This window comes from Leptotrichia sp. SK-5 (assembly GCF_055387215.1).
Genome location: NZ_AP028931.1, coordinates 1,484,702 through 1,505,565, shown reverse-complemented (window position 1 = coordinate 1,505,565; position 20,864 = coordinate 1,484,702). Strand labels below are relative to the sequence as shown.

Here is a 20,864-nt window from a genome sequence, read left to right as displayed (position 1 = left end):
ATAATTTTTGAAAATAAATTATTAATAAGACAAATATGAAAAATTTGAAAGAAAGAAGGAAAATAAAAATGAAAAAAACATTAGTGGTTTTGGCACATCCTGATATGGAAAATTCAAGAGCAAATAAAGCCTTTAAAAAAGAAGCTGAAAAATTATCAAATGTAGAGCTTTATAATGTTTATGAAAAATATCCCGATGGAAAAATTGACGTTGAAAAAGAATTAAAATTATTATCTGAAACAGGGACTTTAATATTGCAGTTTCCTTTATACTGGTTTAATTGTCCATCTTTGCTAAAAGAATGGATAGATACAGTGTTTATGGCAGCTCATTATGGTGAAAATAAAGTGCTTAAAGGTAAAAAAATCGGAGTTGCAGTGACAACTGGAGGAATTGCATCAAGATACGATGGAACAAATGGATTGACAATAAAAGAAGTGTTAAAGCCATTTTTATTAAGCATAGCTCATGTTGAAGGAATTGAACTGCCAATTTATTCATTATTTGGAGTAATGCCAGATTTAAGCGATGAAAAAATTGCTGAAAGTGCAAAAAAATATGCAGAATATATAAAAAATAATTCACAAGATTAAATTCAAAATAAACAGTTATAATTAGGCATGCTGAAAACTATTAAAATGATGATTTTTTGAAAATTTTTTAAGTCAAAAATAACAGTATTAGTTTTATAACAATTCATAAACAAAATACAACATAGATTTTGAATTTTTTAGACACTCCCTGATTTAACTTTAAATGAGTAAATTTTATAAATAAAAGGAGAAAAATAATGAATAATAACTTTTTTCAAGTATTTTATGAGCGTAAAGAGGAGTTTTTCAAGGCTGTTCTTGAGCATATCCAGATTTCATTTTATGCACTTGTAATTGCTTTACTTATTGCAATTCCACTTGGAATTTATTTGACATATAAAAAGAAAATAGCAGAAATAATTATCGGACTCACAGCAATAATGCAAACTATCCCTTCACTTGCATTACTCGGATTATTGATTCCAGTTATGGGAATTGGTAGAAAACCTGCAATTACGGCACTTGTAATTTATGCCTTGCTTCCACTTTTACGAAATACATATACGGGAATAAATGGCGTTGATCCAGTGTATATGGTGGCTTCAAGGGCTATGGGAATGAATAAGATGCAACAGCTTTTTAAAGTTCAGTTACCACTTGCGATGCCTGTAATTATGGCAGGAATCCGTACAGCGACAGTGCTTATCATTGGAACGGCAACACTTGCTTCGTTAATTGGTGCAGGAGGGCTTGGAAAACTAATTTTGCTTGGACTTGACAGAAACAATATGAACTTAATTTTGCTTGGAGCAATTCCGTCAGCATTGTTAGCAGTTTTATTTGATTTTGTACTGAAAAAACTGGAAAATAAAAACTGGAAAGTGATTGTAATTTCATTTATGAGTCTATTTATAATATTTTTTGCTGGAAATTTAGTTATGAATAAGCAAAGCAAAAAAGATAAAATTGTAATTTCGGGGAAATTGGGAACAGAGCCGGAAATATTGATAAATATGTATAAACTTCTGATTGAGGATGAAATGAATGTGGATGTGGAACTAAAAGCAGGATTTGGAAACACATCATTTAACTTTAATGCCTTGAAATCAGGAAATGTTGATATTTATCCTGAATTTACAGGAACTGTAGTATTTACATTCCTTAACGAAACGCCAGTTAGCAATATAAAAGAGCAAGTTTATGAGCAGGCTAGAAATGGGATCTTGAAAAAATATGATATGGTACTATTAAAGCCGATGGCTTACAATAACACTTATGCAGTTGGAGTTACGCAAAAATTTGCAAGTGAAAATAATCTTACAAAAATATCGGATTTGGCACGAGTGAAAGATAAAGCAAAAGTTGGTTTCACAAGAGAGTTTGTTGACAGGGAAGATGGATACAAGGGGATGAAGAAACTATATAACTTTGAATTTTCAAGCGTAAAGGAATTTGAACCGAAATTACGTTATGTGGCGGTGCAAAGTGGAGATATAAATGTGATTGACGCTTATTCTACGGATAGTGAGCTGGAGCAGTATAAAATTACAGTTCTGGAAGACGATAAGAATTTATTCCCGCCTTATCAGGGAGCTCCTTTAATGAAAAGAGAAACTTTGAAAAAATATCCGAAATTAGAGCAAATTTTGAATAAATTACATGATAAAGTTACAGATGATGAAATGCGTAAAATGAACTTTGAAGTAGGAGTCAATGGAAAAAAAGCTTATGATGTGGCAAAGGAATATTTGATAAAAAATGGAATGATAAAAAAATAAAAACAAAAAATGACAGTATATCAATTTTTATCACTGTCATTTTTTTCTTGAATAATGAATATGGAGAGAGAATTAGAATAATTCACTATTCAAGATATGAATTATTAAAAATATATTTATTAGCATTATTATTAGTACGATTTTATTAACCAAGTTAATTTTTAGGAATATCATTAGATCTTGATCCTCTATGACGGTTATTTAGCATTTCTATTAATTTACTAGCTTCATCTTTTGAAACTTTTCCGCTGTTTAATGAATTTATTAATGTTTGAATTTCTGTATCAGTTAATCTTTTTGGAGCATCTTTTGGTATGCATTTATCATTTGGTTTCCCATGAGGTCCTTTTCTTTCCAACATTTTTGCAATTTCAGCACCTTCATCTTTTGTAATTTTTCCATTAGTTAGTTTTTTCTTTAACTCTTCTATTTTAGCAGGATCAGGTTTTTTTATGATATTTCCATTTTCATCCAGAAGATTTCCGTTGCTGTCTTTTTGTAATTTATGTGGTGGTTTACATTCATCGTTAGGCATACTATTAGCAGCAGTAGTAGCTCTGTTACTATTATTTGCCGTAATTGTTGTTCCTGCAAATATTGATAATGATGTTAGTAAAGCGATTCCTAAAATTTTCTTTTTACCTATTTTTTTCATAGTAATTCCTCCAATTGTTTATTTATAATTTTATTTTTTTCGTCTTTCTTACCGACAAGAGTATAATATCACTAAATTTTGACAAAAAAATGAAGAATTTGTGTCTTTTTTGTGAAATTTTAATTTTATTGTTAAATTGAGTATCAAATGAATTCGAATTCATTATAATTTTGTTTATCAAAATATTATCATTACAAATATAAAATAATTATTTTTTACTGTGGACTTTTTTAAATATATATGTAATAATTTAATATAAGAATTCTTTCACAAATAAATTTGATAGGAAAGGAGAATGTAATAAAATATAGAGATTTTATTATAATGTAAAGAATGAGAAATAAAGAAACTTTAGAATCAGTAACAAATGCCGCGAAAAGTAAAATTGGACTTTTAAAAGAAGGTAAAGGAAAGTACTTCCTGTCTGCATTTTTGGCTGGAATGTTTATTGGGATAGGAATTTTATTAACTTTCACAGTAGGAGGAGTTAGCAGTGGATTGCCGACTAACAAAATTCTTATGGGAGTTAGTTTTGGGATAGCGCTTAGCCTTGTAGTTGTTTTTGGAACTGAGCTTTTCACAGGAAATAATATGATTGGAGTAGCAGGGTTTTTAAACAAGGGAATAAGTTTTAAGGATATGATTCTTATGTGGGCAGCATCTTATGTGGGAAACATCGTAGGGTCAATTATGCTTGCAATAGCGTATGTATTTTCAAATTCTGCTTCAAAACCTATTGTAGAATTTATTGTAAAGGTTTCAAAGGCAAAAATTGCTGCACTGCCTCACGAACTGTTTTTTAAAGGAATTTTATGTAATATTCTTGTGTGTCTTGCGGTTCTGGCTGGAATAAAATTAAAAGAGGAAACTGCTAAGCTAATAATGGTATTTTGGTGTTTATTTGCATTTATAACTGCTGGATTTGAGCACAGTGTTGCTAATATGACTCTTTTAATGATGGGAATAATATACAATGGAGCAAAAGAAATAACATTAAATGGTTATTTTTATAATTTATTATTTGTAACATTGGGGAATATTGTTGGTGGAGCATTTGTTGGTTTTGCTTGCTATTATTTAGCAAAAAAGGATAAATAATAATTTAAATAAAAAAATAATTTTTAAATGGAGAGATAAAGTAAAATTTAGGAGGGAAAATGAAAATCAGTTTAAATCGTGAAAATTTTAATCTGGCACTTGAAAAGCTGAAAAAAGAATACAAAATATATGCTCCAATTGAGATACCATTTCGTGGTACATTTTCAGATACTTCTGTAATCAGATATTCTGAAATTGAAAAAATTGATGAAATATGTTTTGACAAAAAATCTCATTTTTCAGCAAAAGAAATAATGTTGCCAATAACACAAACAATGTTTTATTTTACAGAAGAAGGATGCAAGATGCCCAAAGAACAGGAGCAAAAATATCTTATATTTCTTAGAAGCTGTGATTTACATGGTGTCAAAAGAGTTGATGATATTTACTTGAATAATAAATTTTTGGATATTTACTACAAAAGAGTTAGAGATAAAGTTAAATTTGTAGTGTTTGGATGTCCAAATTCATTTGAGAACTGTTTTTGTGTAGATATGGGCACTAACAAGACTGATGAATATAATATTGGAATAAAAGTTACAGAAGAGGAAATATTTGCTGATATAAAAGATGATGAGCTGAAGGTTTATTTTAAAGAACTTATCGCTGAGAAAAACAATGGAAGTAATGATGAACATAAAATAAATGAAATGTACATGGATGTAAAAGATGAAAAAATGAAAAAATATCTTGAAGAGATAATTGCTGAAAATAATAGCAATAAAATAAAGGAAAATGTTGAATTTGAAATGGAATTTGTAGAAGATAATGAAATTCATGTGGATATTCCTGACAATATTGAGCTTGAAGATATAATAAATTTAGATTTATGGCGTGAATACGACAGCCGTTGCATAGCCTGCGGAAAATGTAACTTTGTTTGTCCAACTTGTACCTGTACCACTACACAAGACGTTTTTTACAGCGAAAATGAAAAAAATGGAGAAAGACGGCGTGTATGGGCTTCATGTCACGTAAATGGCTTTTCAGATATGGCTGGGGGTCATTCATTCAGACAAAGACATGGAGATAGAATGAGATTTAAGGTAATGCACAAAATATCTGATTTTAAAAAAAGATTTGGATATCAGATGTGTACAGGATGTGGAAGATGTGATGATGCATGTCCTGAATATATTTCGTTCTCAAATTGTATAAACAAGCTAAGTGCCGAACTAAAAAGAATCTCGGCTGAAAAAAGAGGTGAAAAATCAGAATGAGTACAATTAACACATTAAATACAATAAATATGGATGAACAAGCTATAATGGATATGAATGTATATTTACCGACTGTTCACAAACTTTTGTTCATCGAGAAAGTTACCGAGCTGGAATGGCTATTTCGGGTGGAATATAAAAAGGGAAATGTAGAAGCCGGACAGTTTATGCAGGTTTCATTGCCAGGAGTTGGAGAAGCCCCTATTTCTATTGCGAATTTTGACTTGGAGGAAGGTTATCTTGATTTTCTGATTAGAAAAGTTGGAAAAGTTACAGACAAGATTTTTGAACTGAAGGCAGGAGATAGAATTTTTTTGAGAGGACCTTATGGACACGGTTTTCCAATTGAACAATACAAAAATAAGCATATTGTAATGATTGTTGGAGGAAGTGGAATTGCTCCAGTTCGTCCAATTATCGAATATTTTACAAAACATCCTGATCAAATGAAGTCCTTTAAAATCATTGTTGGATATAAAAATTATGAAAGTATTATTTTTGAAGAGGAATTTTCACGTTGGAGAGAAAATATTGAAATACTTGTAACATTGGATAATGTAGAAACAGCAAGAAATATTGGAAAAACAGAAGATGAAATTCACGAAGGAATGGTTACCAAATATATTCCAGATTTAAAGATTCCTGAAAATATGGATGAAGTTGAATACATTGTTGTAGGCCCTCCAGTAATGATGCATTTTTCTTGTATTGAAATTCTAAAAACAGGTATTCCAACTGAAAAAATATGGGTTTCATTTGAAAGAAAGATGTCCTGTGCCGTTGGGAAATGCGGACATTGTAAAATCGATGAAACATATATTTGCCTTGAAGGTCCAGTATTTAGATATGATTTTGCAAAAAAATTACTTGATTAAGATATGAATTTTAAGAAAAAACAAAAGAAGAGGTAAAAATAATGAGCATGGATATAAATAGAAAAACTGTTACCAAAAATGCATTCAGGGTAACAAAGGATAGATCTAAAACCGCATTGCGTGTAAGAGTGCCAGGAGGAGCAATTACTGGCGAAATAATGGAAATGGTTGCAAAGATAGCTAACACTTATGGAGATGGAAATGTTCATATTACAACTCGTCAAGGTTTTGAAGTGTTGGGAATTTCTTGGAATGATATTGAGAAAGTAAATAAAATGGTGCAGCCAATCATGGAAAAACTGGAAATTAATTATAAGGATAAAGATAAAGGATATGCTGCAGCTGGTACAAGAAATATTGCCGCTTGTATTGGAAACAAAGTGTGTCCAAAAGGTGCCTATAATACGACGGAATTTGCAAAAAAAATCGAAAAAGCAATATTCCCACATGATTTTCACTTCAAAGTAGCATTAACAGGTTGTCCAAATGATTGTCAAAAAGTTAGAATGCATGATTTTGGAATAATTGGAATGGCAAAACCTGAACTTGATGAATCTAAATGTGTTTCTTGCGGAATGTGTGAAAGAAAATGTAAAAAGCTTTCAACAGGAGCAATTTCATATAAAAACTATAAACCTGTAAGAGATCACCAAAGATGCATAGGTTGTGGAGAATGTGTCCTAAACTGTCCAACAGGAGCATGGACAAGATCCCCTAAAAAGTATTATAAACTTGCAATAATGGGAAGAAGTGGAAAACAAAATCCAAGATTGGCAGAAGACTGGTTATTCTGGGCAGATGAGGAATCAATAATAAAAATAATAAAAAATACTTACGAATATGTTGATAAATATATCGACAGAAGTCTTCCAAAAGAACATATTGGTTACATTGTTGACAGAACAGGTTTTGAAGAGTTTAAAAAATGGGCATTAAAAGATGTTAATCTTCCAGAAGAAGCTGTAATTGTAAATAATGTGTACTGGAAAGGTATAAAATATCAAGGAATATTATAAATATTAAGATTAACTTTTAATAAAAATAATAAAAAATACAAGGAAGGGTGGTTTGTATGTCTTCATCTTGGATGGATAAATACAAAAAATATAAAAAAGATTTTAACAAAAAAGATTATCATGGTGAAGATCCTAGTGAAGTCAATGAATATGATGAATATGACGAATATGAAGAGCATCAGGATAAAGATAATGATGATAAAACTAAAGAATAAAATTTGTAAAATATTGTAATTTATGATATTAAAAATTAAATTTAGAAAGAGGCTATTTTGGGAAATGGAAATGAAATTCTGAAGTAGTCTTTTTATTTTAAAAATAATTTTATTTAAATATAAATTTGTAAAAATTTCAAAATACTATTGATTTTTTTTTAAAATGTAGTATAATTAAATAGATTGGGAAAAAAATAATTTGATTTAACAATTATTATAAATTTTGTTTAAAAATTAAAATATGAATATAGTGAAGGAGAGGAAATAGATGAAAGTAGTTGTAATTGGATGTACACACGCTGGTACAGCGGCAATCTTAAATTTGAGAAAGACAAATCCCGATGCGGAGATAACAGTATTTGAAAGAAATGATAATATTTCATTCTTATCTTGTGGAATTGCCTTGTATGTAGGAGGAGTTGTAAAAGATCCGCAAGGACTGTTTTACTGTTCACCTGAAAAATTAAGAGAATTAAATGTTGACACTAGAATGAGACACGAAGTAAAGAATGTTGATATTGAAGGTAAAAAAGTAAGAGTTGTGAACTTGGAAACTGGAATTGAATTTAATGAAACTTTTGACAAATTGATTATCACATCTGGTTCTTGGCCTATTATTCCACCAATTGAAGGAATTGACTTGAATAATATTTTGCTTTGTAAAAATTACAATCATTCAAATGAAATTATTGAAAGAGCAAAACATTCACAAAAAGTTGTTGTTGTTGGAGCAGGATACATCGGAGTGGAACTTGTTGAAGCATTTAGAGATAACGGAAAAGAAGTTGTGCTAGTAGATGCAGAAGAAAGAGTTTTGAGCAAATATTTTGACAAGGAATTTACAGATGTTGCCGAAGAATCGTTTAAACATAGAGGAATTGTAATTGCAACTGGAGAAAAAGTTGTTAAATTTGAAGGAAGCAATGGAAATGTAACAAAAGTAGTTACTGACAAAAATGAATATGAAGCTGATATGGTAATTATGTGTGTTGGATTCCTGCCAAGCACTTCATTGTTTAAAGGACAGCTTGAAATGCTTCCAAATGGAGCGATTAAAGTTGACGAATATATGAGAACAAGCAATAAAGACGTTATGGCTGCAGGAGACTGCTGTTCAGTATTCTATAATCCGCTACAAAGAGAAAGATATATTCCGCTTGCAACTAACGCTGTAAGAATGGGAACATTAGCAGGTATAAACTTGCTTGAAAATAAAGTTAGACATCTTGGAACACAAGGTACTTCAGGAATTAAAATTTATGAAAACAATATGGCTGCAACTGGATTAACAGAAGAAATTGCAAAAGAAGAAGGAGTAGAGGTTGAAAGTGTAATTGCAGTTGACAACTATCGTCCTGAATTTATGCCAACTTATGAAAAAGTAACATTAAAAGTAGTATTTGAAAAAAATAGCAGAAGAATTTTAGGGGCACAGTTAACTTCTAAAATTGACTTAACACAATCAATTAATACATTGTCAGTATGTATTCAAAATAAAATGACTGTAGAAGAGTTGGCATTTGTAGACTTCTTCTTCCAGCCTCATTATAACAAACCTTGGAATTTCTTGAATTTAGCAGGATTAAATGCTTTAAAATAAAATTTAAGATAATTAAAGGATAAAAATGAATAAAATGATAGTAAAATATGACAAAAATTTCAGAATGAAAATAGAAAATAACAGAAATAGCGAGATTATTTTGACAGACCGTAATGGCGAAATGCTTTCTCCGTCAGAACTTCTCGCTGCCTCTGTAGCTTCATGCGCTATGACAGTTTTATCAATAAAATTGGAATCTAGTAACCAGAATTTTCAAAATTGCTATGCAGAAGTTGCGAAAACAGTCGATTTAACAACTTTTAAAGTTACAGAAATCAATATTGCATTTCATCTGAAAAAGGAATACAGTCAGGAAGTAAGAGAAAAAGCTGAAAAATCAGTAGAAGAAATGTGTGTAGTTGGCAGAAGTTTGAGTAAAGATGTGAAACAAAACTATTCATTTATTTATGATGTTGAATAGAAAAAATAATTAATAAAAAAGGAGCAATCTCATGGATTAATGAAGAAAACTCCTTTTTTTACTATATTAACTTTTTAATTTTGAAAAAATTAAGATTTTAATTGTAATGATTTATTACATTTTGAAATCTCCAGTTTCACCATTATTAGCTTTATTGATTAAAAAGTTTGACATTTGTTTAAATTCTGATACTGCTGCAGCATCTTTTCCTGTTACGGAACTTACGTCTTGGGAATTTATAAGATTTCTTGAAATTTCAAGAGCTATATCTCTAAATGAGTTTTGATTCATTGACAATAATTCACCTTTTTGATTTTTTCTGTCGTACTGGGCACCAATTATTTTACCATCTTTAACAGTTAATTTTACGAATGAAGTCCAGTTACCATCATATTTTTTCTCAACTGAATAAATACCATTTTTCATTGCTGAAAAGCCCAAAACATTCAATAAAAACATTAATACAAACAATAATTTTTTCATACTTAAACACCACTTTCTAAAATAAAAATTTTTTCTTAAATCTCCTTAAATATATATTCGGATTACTTCAAAATATAATTATAAAAATTAATAAAATATCATGTAAAAATCAATTTCATTTTAATCTTTTTAGTTAGTTTTAAAGTTTTTCCACTATAATTATACACTATTTTATAAAAAAAATCAATCGTTTCTAATAAAACCCTTGAGTATCAGTCAAGTATCCATCTTTGTTATAAAAACTCCAGTTTCCATAGGCTTTGTAGTTTTTTAATGCACCTTGAACTTTGATTTTTCCGTTATCATAATATTGGGTAAAATTACCATTTCCATTTACAAGTTTCATTTCACGCTCTTTTGAACCATTTCTTGAATACCCAAGAATTTCAGTAATTATACCGTTTTGATAAGTTTCAATTAATTTTTTCTTACCATTTTCATAATTCCAAGTCCATTGTCCATTTCTGAAGTTACGCGAATAATTTCCATTTGAACGAACAGTACCGTTAGAATAATACGATTTTGCTTCACCGTTTAATTGTCCGTTTGCGTATGTATTTTCATTTGTTACAACACCATTAGAAAATTTTATTTCTTTTCCATTTTTAGCATTATTTACATATTCAAGCGAAGAAGTTAAACGTCCAAATTCATCAAATTCAAAACTTTTTCCATTTAACAGACCGTTTTGGTAATTTCTTAGGACTTTTGAATTTCCGTTTCCGTAAAAATCAATATCTTCACCATTTCTTACACCATTTACATAGTTTACTACTTTTTGGATGTTACCGTTTTCATAATACAAGAACATAGGCCCGTTTAATGTTCCATTTTGAAAATTTCTTACAACTTGAGCATTTCCAGACTGATTAAATTCAACATAAGTTCCAGTAAATGGTTGCCCAGTTTCTTTTACAGTCGCAAGGTTTCCAGAAACAGCAACATCGGCAACTGTGCTGTAAGGCGAACTTAATGCACGTGATGATTGTGATAGATATTCACTGCTTCTTTTGGGTGTAACACTTTGAGTTGCGGCAGATGAAATAATGCTTATAGATATACATGAAAATAAAACAATCATTGATTTTTTGAATGATTTTAACATAATAAAATTCCTCCTTTTTTAGCATTAGTTTTATTATATCAATAATTAATTATATTTTGCTTAGAGAAAAAAATTATTTAACAAAATGAAAAAATTTATTTTGGTAAAATTTATAAACTGTAAGAATAAAAAACAGCTAAAATAAAGGAAAATAATTTTTAAAAACAAATAAAGTATGTTATAATTTTAGCATTGAGAAATTTTAAACTTATTTTTGTAGAAAGAGGTAGTTTGGATGAATTTAGGGAATTTGAGAAAAAGTTTACAAGAAAAATATTTTTCCTTTTTAGAATATGTGAATAATAGTTTTGATGTGTTTAAATCCTTTGTAAAAAAGTATCCTTTAATAGTGTTTTTGCATTTTTTAGTTTCTACTATTTTAGGACTTTTCATATCATTTGTTTTATGGACACCATTAAGAAAAATGTATGAAGCAGCTTTTGAGTATAACAAAATACAAAACAAATTAACTACAGATAAATTTATTTTGGCAATGTTGACAGTTGTTATTTGTTTATTGGGCTATATTGCAATTTCTGGATTTATTGAATTCATTATTGTGATTATTAGAAAAAAAATAGGATTAGAAATAGAGGAGAAGATTGATGAATTTAAAGTGTTGGAAATTATTGTTAAATATTTAATAATGGTTTTTATAAATATATTGGTTTGGACAGTATTGCTAATTATTGCAATTATTTTTTCAATAGTTGCAAGTCCATTAGTCTTAATAGTAATGGTTTTACTGATTCTCAAAATAAATCTTTTATATTTTAAACAAGCATATTATTTAAGAGATGTAAATATAATAGAAGCATTTAAATATAATCTTCATTTGAGCAAAGGAAAAAGGTTATTAATAATAATTCCATTAGTAATAATAATTTTAATTACTCTTTTATTAAATCAATTTTTGGGATGGACTTTGGAAATAATGATTAAAAATCCACAATTATTAGTCGTAGTTATTTCAATAATTGCTGGAATAATTAAAACAATTTCTGAAATTTTTGTAGTTACACTTGAAAATGTTGTTTATTTGAATTTGGAATATATGGATTTAAAGGAATTGAAAAGTGAAATAATTTAAATTATGAACAAAAGGAGATTAGTTATGAATTTTGAAAATTTACAAAGAGAATTATTCGAAAGAAAGTTAAAAATAGTAGAATATTTTAAAAAAGTACCTGAAGTATTAAAGTATGTAATTAAAGAAAATAAATTATGGATTTTATTTTTTGTCCTAGGTTATATATGGTTAATGCTTTCAAATGTAAGGATAAGAGAAATATTTTTAAAAATGCAACGATTATCATTAGAAATAAGAAATACGGGTTCGTATGAACAAATGGAATTATTAACAGGATATTTCACCTCAATGTTATTGATTGTTTTTAGTACATTTTTAATAATTTTGTATGTAGGTTTTGTAAAAAGAATTATATATTTTAAAGTCGCCTGTAAAATTGAGGGCAACGAAGATAGTTATAGTTTAAAAAAAATCTTTGTAAAATATATAAAAATGATTGGAGTAGCTCTTTTGGCTACAATTGTATTTTTTCTTATAGCTTTATTTGTATCAATGATACAGACTTTCATTATATTAATTATGAAAGTAGATTCGGCATTAGCGGTAAAGGTTATTCAAATAATCTCTATGATAATTTTTGGAATTATTGGATTTTTTATAGCTATAAATATCCTTTATTTTGAACAAACTTATTACATTAGGGATATGACAGTAATAGATGCTTTTAGATATAACTTAAAATTGTCTAAGAAGAATAGACTAAGAATAGTGGTTCCTGTTTTTGGAATTACAGTATTAAATTTTATAATTTCTCTAGTACTTGATAAGTTATTGTTTTATATACCAGCTTATATTATACCTGTAAATATTATATACGGTGTATTTGCAAGTGTCCTAGTGCTTATTATAACAATAATGAATGTAGTAATATTTTTAAATGTAGAGTATAATTATTTAAAAAATAAAGATGAAGAAATGAGAAAAATTGAAAAAAATATTTAATTTATAGAAAGAGAGGTAAGATGAAATTATGAGTTTAGAAAATATAAGAGAAAAATTAATAGAAAAAAAATTAAGTACCTTAGAATACTTTACTCTTGCTTTTGAAGCATTTAAAAATTTTTGGAAAGAGAATACTTTAATGATGGTTTCAATATTTGCATTTATAATTGCGTCAATTATAATAAAAATTGTAAATTTAACATTGGATGAGGAATTGCTTGTTTATTTTAGGGCCAGTAAAATGATGTTATTGTGGGCTAAAATATTTAATGTTTTAGATGAAATAATTTCAATAGCTTCAATTTTTGTCACAGTCTATTTTTTTAGAAAAGTAGCATTAACAATTGAAGGAAATAAAAAAAATTTAAAATTAAAAGAATTGTTTTCAAAAGCTTCGGTATTGGCACTTATATTTTTTGTAGCAAGAATTATTATAACTAGAATGGAAAATTCAATAGTTGGAGTTATTTTTTTAATTATATTTAGTATTGTTTCCTTTTGTATTGCGATATGGGCTTTTTGGTATTTTGAGGCTTATTATATTCGTAATGTTGGACTTATGGAATCAATTGACTACAGTTTGAACTTGTCTGATGGAAATAGACTTAGAAAATTTTTACCAGGACTTATTATTGCTTTAGGAATTTTAATTTTTAACATTATGACAAACATATTTTTCAATATTTTAAATATAGAAAATTTTGTAGTAAATTTAATTATAGTATTTATTTTTGTGATGATTTTGAGTTTATTTGTAATGTATTTACAAATTTTAGATATTATAATATTTTTAAATGTGGAATATGATTACTTAGGGGGAAATTTAAACGAAGAATTAAAATTTGGAATTAAAAATAATTCAGATGAAAAGAATCAAATCTCAGATAATAACGAAAATAAAGATAATTAAAAATTGTTAATAAATCGCTGTTTTAGAGAGCAGCGATTTTTTTGATGAGAAATTTTTGATATTTTAGAATTTCATTTTTAAGAAGTTTTAGAAATTGCATTAAATTTGGTTTTATATTTTAAAACTTTTTCTTTAAAAAATCTGATAAAAATATTATATTTTTATAAAAAAACACTATTTTTTTCTTTTTTTTATGATATAATACGTCTTGTGATAAAATTTTTGAAATCTTTACAATTTGGTTATCAGTTTAGGTTTATATAAAATAATTATTTATTCAAATTTTAAAGTTAAAAACTGTTTGATTTCTAAAAGTGTTGAGTTTAAGAATATTATTAAGAAACATAAATAAAAAAAAGAATTATAAATAAAAAAGGAGAGAGAAATGACAAATAATCTTAAAACTTTACAAAAAGATTTGCGTTCATTTGCAAAGAGGCACAAAAATTTTAAATATACAGATTCAGCGTTGATTACATTTTTGATAACAGGAATGATTTTTTCTGTTAAAAATGCTTTTTCAGAAGGGAAAAATTCAAATATTGAAAAGTAGAAACAGGAAATTTCTAAGTCAATTAAGGACATACATCAAAATTTTAAAAGAGCAAAAGCTGAAAATAATAAATTGCTAAAAAATACAAATATAGAATTAATACAATTGATGGAACAAGGGGATCATGTTACAAAATCGCCATGGAGCAGCTGGCAATATGGGATAAATAATTTTTATAATGACTGGCATGGAACTTATAAAGGACGTGGTAATAAAACTGACAATATAATTTATACTAGAGATAAAAATGCTAAGATGTCTGGAGATACTCATTTTGGAGCAAAATATGGTGCAACTAATTTAGCAAGACTAGTGGAACCAATAGCATTTATACTAATAGATGCAGGAGTTGTTCCTAAAAATATAAGTAAAACAGCACTAAATATAAATTTACCAGTTATTGGAACTCCAGCGACTCCGCAATTAAATTTACGAGTATCGGATCCACTCCAAGTAACAACTATTAATCCAACATTGCCAAATATAATACCATCAACACCTTCACCAAATTTGAATCCATTTTCAGATTTTACATTTCTTAATGGGTATTGGAATAGAAGGGGAATGAGTGATAATGGCAAAACTTTTTGGGCTGGATACAATCCGTACTCAAATACTTATGTTCAAGGATTTGGAAATAATTTATTGGTTAATAATACTGCAAGTAACAGTGAAAGAACAGGAGTTTTGATATACTTGACAAATGGGGCTCCTACGTATTCTGGTGTAACTGTTCACGTTGCTGGAAATACAGGAGGAGCTGGAAAAGTAGGAACAACAACTTCTACTTCTTTAGGTGGAACAGCTCTTGATGGAAGGGTAATATCACAAAATGCTAGTAATTCTATGCATAATGGACAGATAGCGTTTCATTTGTTTGGGAAAAATACAGTCACTAATTCTACAATTAATATGTATGGGAAAGCAAATGCTTTCTCACTAGAAACATGGCAAATGCATGATTGGAGTTTTAGTGGGGTAAAAGTAAACAAAATTGATAAAGGGCTTGAAAATGAAGCTGCAAATCAAAAAGGGCTTTCTAATTAAAATATAATTTTTAATATATATCCCAGCTATTATGAAACTACAACAGGTTTTAGAGCAATCACTTTTTCTGAGCGTAACAGAGGAAAATTTAATGGAGACGTTAATGCAGATTTGACTACTCGTTATAATATAGTTTATTCTGTCGTTGGAAATGCGGGTTCATTTGGAATAGATAGCAATCATGGAATATATAACTTGGAAGGAGCTAAAAACACATTGTATTCTGGATTAGGGTATCAAGCGAATTATGGGGCATTTGCAAGTGGACTTCCTAATCCAACTACAAATGGTTCACCGCATACACTGGCAGGAATGAAGCCATATATAAATTTTGACAGTAATAAGATATCGTCTTCGGGAGATGGAAATATTGTAATGTTTTTTGCTCCAAATACACTTACAGATACAGTTCCATATTTAGGTGGAACTGATACTTTTCCTGAAACTTCACCCGAAAGAATAGCCTGGAATAAATCTGTAATAGGAATTTATCAGGGAGAAATTAAAACTGGAGCAAAAATATGGACAGAACTTAGTAAAAATGGAGGTACTACTGCTCAAACTCTTCAGGGTGATACAGGAACTAGAAGTAACAGTAATCAGTGGGTAGAAAAAAATGTAGGAATATTGGCAGCATCTGGTCAAAGAACAGGTATAAGTTCACAAAACGACTTGGGAGCTGACGCAGGTTCAAGAACTCGTTATATTCCTTTTTCTCAGGATGTTATCCATTCATTGCAAATAAATGGAGCGGATTTCAAATTTGGGAAATATTCTAAGAATGGAGTAATGGTCGCTGCTCAAAATGGGACAGAAGTTGATGTATTGATGAGCACAAATTTACAGGATGTGCAGGATAGTGGAGGTAACAAAGTTACTCAAATAACTCAGACTAAATTAACTGATTATGGAGTAAGTGGAGCAGCACCAACATCTGCTGTGGATGATACCACTAATGAAGCGGCAACAGGAACCATAATAGCATTGGCACAAGGAAAATGGAGTGATGCGGCAGGCAATGTAGCCAATATGTCTGCAAACACAGTAACAAACCTTAAAAATCTTTCAAGTACAATTAACATAGGTCAAGATGTTGAAATGTCGGCAAGATATCATAAATTTGTTTATGGAAAAGCAGACGTGGAAGAAGTTTACCCAATTGTTTATGCTGCAACTGAAGGTGGAATAGTTAATGCAGAAAAAACTACAAAGGCATTGGGATATGGTTCGATAATTGCTTACGCTAGTGGAATAAATGGAGATACGAAAGCAGGAAGTGAAGTTAATTTAAAAGGAAATGTAACGGCTCAGGATGCAAATGCTGCAAATGATGATGATACTAAAAAACTAAAATGGACTAATGTTGGCGGATATGCCAAAGATGGTGGGATTGTAAACTTTGGAACAAGTAAGAATACGATAACAACTGTTATAAATGGTTTAGGAGCTTATGCGGATGGAGAAGGCTCTACAGTCAATATGTACGGAACAAATAACACAATTAATACAGGAGCTGCGGGTGCACTGGTGGCTAAAGATAAAGGGGTAGTAAATTTTGGTGGAGGAACGATTACTCACAAAGATAATCTGACTTTGGCTACTGATGATAAGAACGATCATGATAATACGACTCCATTTTATACTACTACAAATGGACAGATTAAATTTAATGGTGCAACTACGCTTGATATGCACGATGGAATTTTGATAACAGGAACAAATACTGATTACAGTAAAACTATTGATAATAAGAGTAAATATCAGGGATTAAATAATGTAACAGTAAATATTCACGGACACAATGTTACATTAGGTTCATTTGATGGGCTAGATTTAGAATGGGATGACAAAACTGATAGTAAACAGACTTATCAGAATGGATTACCAGGAATTTCAAAATTTGCAGGTGGAAAGGTTAATTTGATATCAAATGCTACTTATAAGTCAATTCTTGTAAATGGAACATTAAAAGTGTCAGCGGCAAACGTAGATTTGAATGATTCTAGTGATTTGTATAATGGAATACAAATGGGAAATGAAATGGTAACCATTAAAAATACTGCAACTGTAACTGGAAATATAGGTTCAACAGGGTTAGTTGGAAAAGGTGAGGCTCAAGGTCTTTCTATGGGAAATATTGCAACAAGTATTCAAGTATCAGCAGGTATAACACCTTCAAATGCTACATCTGGTTTTGTTAATGAAGGTACAGTAAATGTAACTGGAGGAACTGCTGCACAGGGAATTGCTGGAATAAATGTAAGTTATGGAACAATACAAAATAAAAATTCTGTGACAATAGACAATGGAGCAGGTCTTTACGGAACAAATGGAAGCAAGCTTGTGAATGAAAAAAATGGAACGGTGACGGTTTCTACCTCTGGAGTTGGAATTGCTGGGATTGGAACAGGAGCAGCAGTCCAAACTTATGGAACAGATGATACAGGAACGGGGCCTACTGTTGAAATAGAAAATCACGGAACAATTAATGTTGCGGGAGATAAAGCAATTGCAATTTTTGCAAAAAATAATACTGGTGTTGCGAGAAATCGGGTAACAGTTGTAAATGACCATCAATTGACGGTAGGAAAAGAAGGAGTTGGAATTGCGATAGTTTTTGAGAAATCAGCAAGTGGTACTGAAAATGGCGGGATTTTAACGGCAATGGCTTCTGGAACTGGTTCAGACATTACTGCTGGAATTGAAGGAAAAGGGATATTTGTTAAAAATTCGGATGTAAACCTGACAGGTGGAGATTATGTGATTGAAACACAAGATGACGGTGTTGGAATATTTGCTTCAGGAGAGACAAATGTAACAGGGACACTTGAATATAAATATGCTGGAAATACTTCAAAAACAGGTATGGGAATAGTTTATGACCAGACAGACACAAACGGAAATCTTGTAAATATAACAAATTCTGCCAATATAAAATTAAATAATGCTTCTGGTACAGCGGGCGGAATAATTGGAATTTATACGCTTTCTACTGGAAAAGACTTGATAAATACTGGAATAATCACAGGAACATCATCTGCAAAAGAGTTTGGAATAGTGACAAATGGCGCAAATGTTGTAAATAAAGGAGCAATCACATTGTCTAATGCAACATCGCAATCTGATGCAAATGTAGGAATTTATGCAAAAGGAAGCAGTAAAATAATTAACGAAGGAATAATTACAACAGGGAAAAATGCTATTGGAATTTACGGATATGGAGTGACTAATAGCGGAACTATAAATACTGGAGATAACGGAACAGCTATTTATACAGTTGGAAACGGAACAAATCCTTTAGAAAATGTGAATTTAACTTCAGCATCAATTGTAAATGTTGGAGAAAATCAATCAGTTGGAGTATATGCCGTTGGAAAAAATCAGATTGTTACAGCAGATTCGGGAGCACAGTTTAACATAGGAAAAGATTCATTTGGCTTTGTAAATGCTGGACAAGGAAATACGATAACTTCAAATGCAAATCCAGTAACATTAAAAGGTGATGCGATTTATATTTATCAGAATGATAATACAGGAAAAGTATTCAATAATACTGCATTGGTTTCGACTGGAGATAGAAATTATGGACTTTACGGTAACGGAATTATTGAAAATACAGGAAATATTGATTTTGTGACGGGTGTCGGAAATGTAGCTGTATATTCTACTGGGGGAACTGCAACAAATCACGGATTAATTAAAGTTGGTGGGACTAACTTGCAGAATAAGGAATTTGGTGTGGGAATGGCAACAGGATATTATGATAAACACGCTGCAAATCCTTATAGTAATCAAGGAACTATTATAAATAAAGGAACTATAGAAGTAAGTCAGGCAAACTCAATGGGAATGTATGCAGTTGGGCCTAGCTCAAAAGCAGTGAACTATGGAGATATAAATCTTTCAGGCAATAATACGATTGGAATGTATCTTGACAGAGGGGCTCATGGTGAAAACTGGGGAACGATTCAAACAACAGTTTCAGGACTGAAGGAAGTAAAAGGTATTTATCTTGCAAATGGAAGCTATATTAAAAATTATGGAACAATAAATATTCAGGCATCTGATGCCAAAAGTGCTGGAATATGGACTGATAAGGAATCTTCAGAAAATGTTGAAGAGAATGCACTTAATCCATTAACAAACAGAAGAGGGACTTCAACTCCTGCGACAAAAGTAGTAACAGCTACTGATATGAAAGAAATGGGAGGGGTAACTATAAAAGTACCGCCTGCAGCAACTCCGGTAACTGTAACTGATGCTAAAGGGAATGTGCTTCCAATAGTTAATGTAGATACAAATGTATCTTCTCCCGCACCGGCAATGGTAAATGTAACTTCTCCTTCAGGAGTTACTGCACTTGATTTAAGTACACTAAAAGTTGGAAATTCTTCAATGTTGAATTATCCGTCAGTATCGCAAGCAAATACAATTGGAATGTATGTGGATACATCAGGAATAAACTACACAAATCCGATTCAAGGTATTGAAAATTTAGGAAGACTTTCGGATATTAACTTGTATTTTGGTACAGAAGTGGCAAGATACACTACTTCTAAAGTTATACAAGTTGGAGATAATATATTGACACCATACAATGATGCGTTAAGCAGAGTAGTGACAGCAGGAACAATGCTTAATGTAACTTCATCAAGTCTGACATGGATGGCTCAGCCAACAAAAGATCCGGTAACTGGACTTCTTGACAAAGTGTATTTAGTAAAAGTTCCTTATACTGCTCTAGCTCAAAAGGGAGATGAAAATACATATAATTTTTTAAATGGTTTGGAACAAAGATATGGTGCTGAGGGAATTGGGACACGTGAAAATGAAATATTCCAAAAATTAAATGATCTTGGAAAAGGTGAAGGACATATAATGGCTCAAGCCATTGATGAAATGAAAGGACATCAATATGGTAATTTACAACAAAGAATCAATGCTACTGGAAATGTTTTGGATAAAGAATTTTCATATTTGAAAAATGAGTGGAGAAACCCAAGTAAGCAAAATAATAAAATTAAATTATTTAGCTCAAGAAATGAATACAATACAGACACAGCTGGAATTGTTGATTATACAAATAATGCTTATGGTGTAGCCTATGTTCATGAAAATGAAAAAATTAAAATGGGAAATTCAAGTGGATGGTATGCTGGAGCTGTAATTAACGGATATAGATTTAAAGATTTGGGAAAATCAAAAGAAAATCAGTCAATGTTTAAAGCTGGGGTTTTCAAGACCATGTCACCTAAAAACGATCATAATGGTGCATTAAGTGGACAGTTTCGGGAGATATATTTGCAGGAATTAATAATATAAA

18 protein-coding genes are annotated in these 20,864 nt (G+C 30.1%); 15 read left to right on the top strand and 3 right to left on the bottom strand.

Translation table 11 applies throughout. The features are described 5' to 3' along the window. Positions 1–68: 68 nt before the first annotated feature. Together ACZ5B9_RS07630 and ACZ5B9_RS07625 are read left to right on the top strand one after the other, a co-directional pair. Positions 69–593 (top strand): NAD(P)H-dependent oxidoreductase, encoded by a 525-nt coding sequence (locus tag ACZ5B9_RS07630; RefSeq protein WP_464422062.1) that lies wholly within the window; start codon positions 69–71, stop codon positions 591–593. A gap of 197 nt (positions 594–790) precedes the next feature. After that, positions 791–2,311 (top strand): ABC transporter permease/substrate-binding protein, encoded by a 1,521-nt coding sequence (locus ACZ5B9_RS07625; RefSeq protein WP_464422061.1) that lies wholly within the window; start codon positions 791–793, stop codon positions 2,309–2,311. 154 nt (positions 2,312–2,465) lie between these two features. On the opposite strand, the gene ACZ5B9_RS07620 is transcribed toward ACZ5B9_RS07625, so the two are convergent. Continuing rightward, positions 2,466–2,966: a PLC family EF-hand domain-containing protein gene (locus ACZ5B9_RS07620; RefSeq protein ID WP_464422060.1), complete on the bottom strand. Its 501-nt coding sequence runs from the start codon at positions 2,964–2,966 to the stop codon at positions 2,466–2,468. 333 nt (positions 2,967–3,299) lie between these two features. On the opposite strand from ACZ5B9_RS07620, the gene ACZ5B9_RS07615 reads away from it, so the two are divergent. From ACZ5B9_RS07615 to ACZ5B9_RS07585, 7 genes are all read left to right on the top strand, one after another. Continuing rightward, complete coding sequence (locus tag ACZ5B9_RS07615) at positions 3,300–4,064, top strand: formate/nitrite transporter family protein (RefSeq protein WP_464422059.1); 765 nt, start codon at positions 3,300–3,302, stop codon at positions 4,062–4,064. A gap of 59 nt (positions 4,065–4,123) precedes the next feature. Further along, the gene (locus ACZ5B9_RS07610; protein WP_464422058.1) at positions 4,124–5,284 is read left to right on the top strand and encodes a 4Fe-4S dicluster domain-containing protein; all 1,161 of its coding nucleotides are present in this window, start codon (positions 4,124–4,126) and stop codon (positions 5,282–5,284) included. After that, a complete protein-coding gene (gene asrB, locus ACZ5B9_RS07605; protein ID WP_464422057.1) occupies positions 5,281–6,159 on the top strand; it encodes an anaerobic sulfite reductase subunit AsrB in 879 nt (292 codons plus the stop codon). The genes ACZ5B9_RS07610 and asrB overlap by 4 nt, the downstream gene beginning before the upstream one ends. Before the next feature lie 41 nt (positions 6,160–6,200). Continuing rightward, positions 6,201–7,175, top strand: coding sequence for a sulfite reductase subunit C (gene asrC, locus ACZ5B9_RS07600; RefSeq protein ID WP_464422056.1), 975 nt, complete (start codon positions 6,201–6,203; stop codon positions 7,173–7,175). 56 nt (positions 7,176–7,231) lie between these two features. After that, positions 7,232–7,390: a hypothetical protein gene (locus ACZ5B9_RS07595; protein ID WP_464422055.1), complete on the top strand. Its 159-nt coding sequence runs from the start codon at positions 7,232–7,234 to the stop codon at positions 7,388–7,390. Positions 7,391–7,658: 268 nt separating this feature from the next. After that, positions 7,659–8,990 carry an FAD-dependent oxidoreductase gene (locus ACZ5B9_RS07590; protein WP_464422054.1) on the top strand — a complete coding sequence of 444 codons (1,332 nt, stop codon included), beginning with the start codon at positions 7,659–7,661 and terminating at the stop codon, positions 8,988–8,990. A gap of 25 nt (positions 8,991–9,015) precedes the next feature. Continuing rightward, positions 9,016–9,411, top strand: a complete 396-nt coding sequence (locus tag ACZ5B9_RS07585) for an OsmC family protein (RefSeq protein WP_464422053.1) — start codon at positions 9,016–9,018, stop codon at positions 9,409–9,411. Between the two features lie 114 nt (positions 9,412–9,525). Here the strand turns inward: ACZ5B9_RS07585 and ACZ5B9_RS07580 are convergent, their stop codons facing one another. Beyond that, positions 9,526–9,894, bottom strand: coding sequence for a pheromone cAD1 o protein (locus tag ACZ5B9_RS07580; protein ID WP_464422052.1), 369 nt, complete (start codon positions 9,892–9,894; stop codon positions 9,526–9,528). A gap of 193 nt (positions 9,895–10,087) precedes the next feature. Further along, positions 10,088–10,999 (bottom strand): toxin-antitoxin system YwqK family antitoxin, encoded by a 912-nt coding sequence (locus ACZ5B9_RS07575; RefSeq protein ID WP_464422051.1) that lies wholly within the window; start codon positions 10,997–10,999, stop codon positions 10,088–10,090. Positions 11,000–11,234: 235 nt separating this feature from the next. On the opposite strand from ACZ5B9_RS07575, the gene ACZ5B9_RS07570 reads away from it, so the two are divergent. The 6 genes from ACZ5B9_RS07570 to ACZ5B9_RS07545 all read left to right on the top strand — a co-directional run bounded on the left by ACZ5B9_RS07570 (position 11,235) and on the right by ACZ5B9_RS07545 (position 20,863). Further along, complete coding sequence (locus ACZ5B9_RS07570) at positions 11,235–12,089, top strand: hypothetical protein (RefSeq protein ID WP_464422050.1); 855 nt, start codon at positions 11,235–11,237, stop codon at positions 12,087–12,089. Between the two features lie 24 nt (positions 12,090–12,113). Next, positions 12,114–13,031 (top strand): hypothetical protein, encoded by a 918-nt coding sequence (locus tag ACZ5B9_RS07565; protein ID WP_464422049.1) that lies wholly within the window; start codon positions 12,114–12,116, stop codon positions 13,029–13,031. 28 nt (positions 13,032–13,059) lie between these two features. Further along, complete coding sequence (locus ACZ5B9_RS07560) at positions 13,060–13,941, top strand: hypothetical protein (protein ID WP_464422048.1); 882 nt, start codon at positions 13,060–13,062, stop codon at positions 13,939–13,941. A 385-nt stretch (positions 13,942–14,326) separates the two neighbouring features. Further along, a complete protein-coding gene (locus ACZ5B9_RS07555; RefSeq protein ID WP_464422046.1) occupies positions 14,327–14,494 on the top strand; it encodes a hypothetical protein in 168 nt (55 codons plus the stop codon). A 9-nt stretch (positions 14,495–14,503) separates the two neighbouring features. Continuing rightward, positions 14,504–15,541: an autotransporter-associated N-terminal domain-containing protein gene (locus ACZ5B9_RS07550; protein ID WP_464423937.1), complete on the top strand. Its 1,038-nt coding sequence runs from the start codon at positions 14,504–14,506 to the stop codon at positions 15,539–15,541. A gap of 111 nt (positions 15,542–15,652) precedes the next feature. Further along, the gene (locus ACZ5B9_RS07545; protein ID WP_464422044.1) at positions 15,653–20,863 is read left to right on the top strand and encodes a beta strand repeat-containing protein; all 5,211 of its coding nucleotides are present in this window, start codon (positions 15,653–15,655) and stop codon (positions 20,861–20,863) included. The last annotated feature ends 1 nt before the right edge of the window (position 20,864 follow it).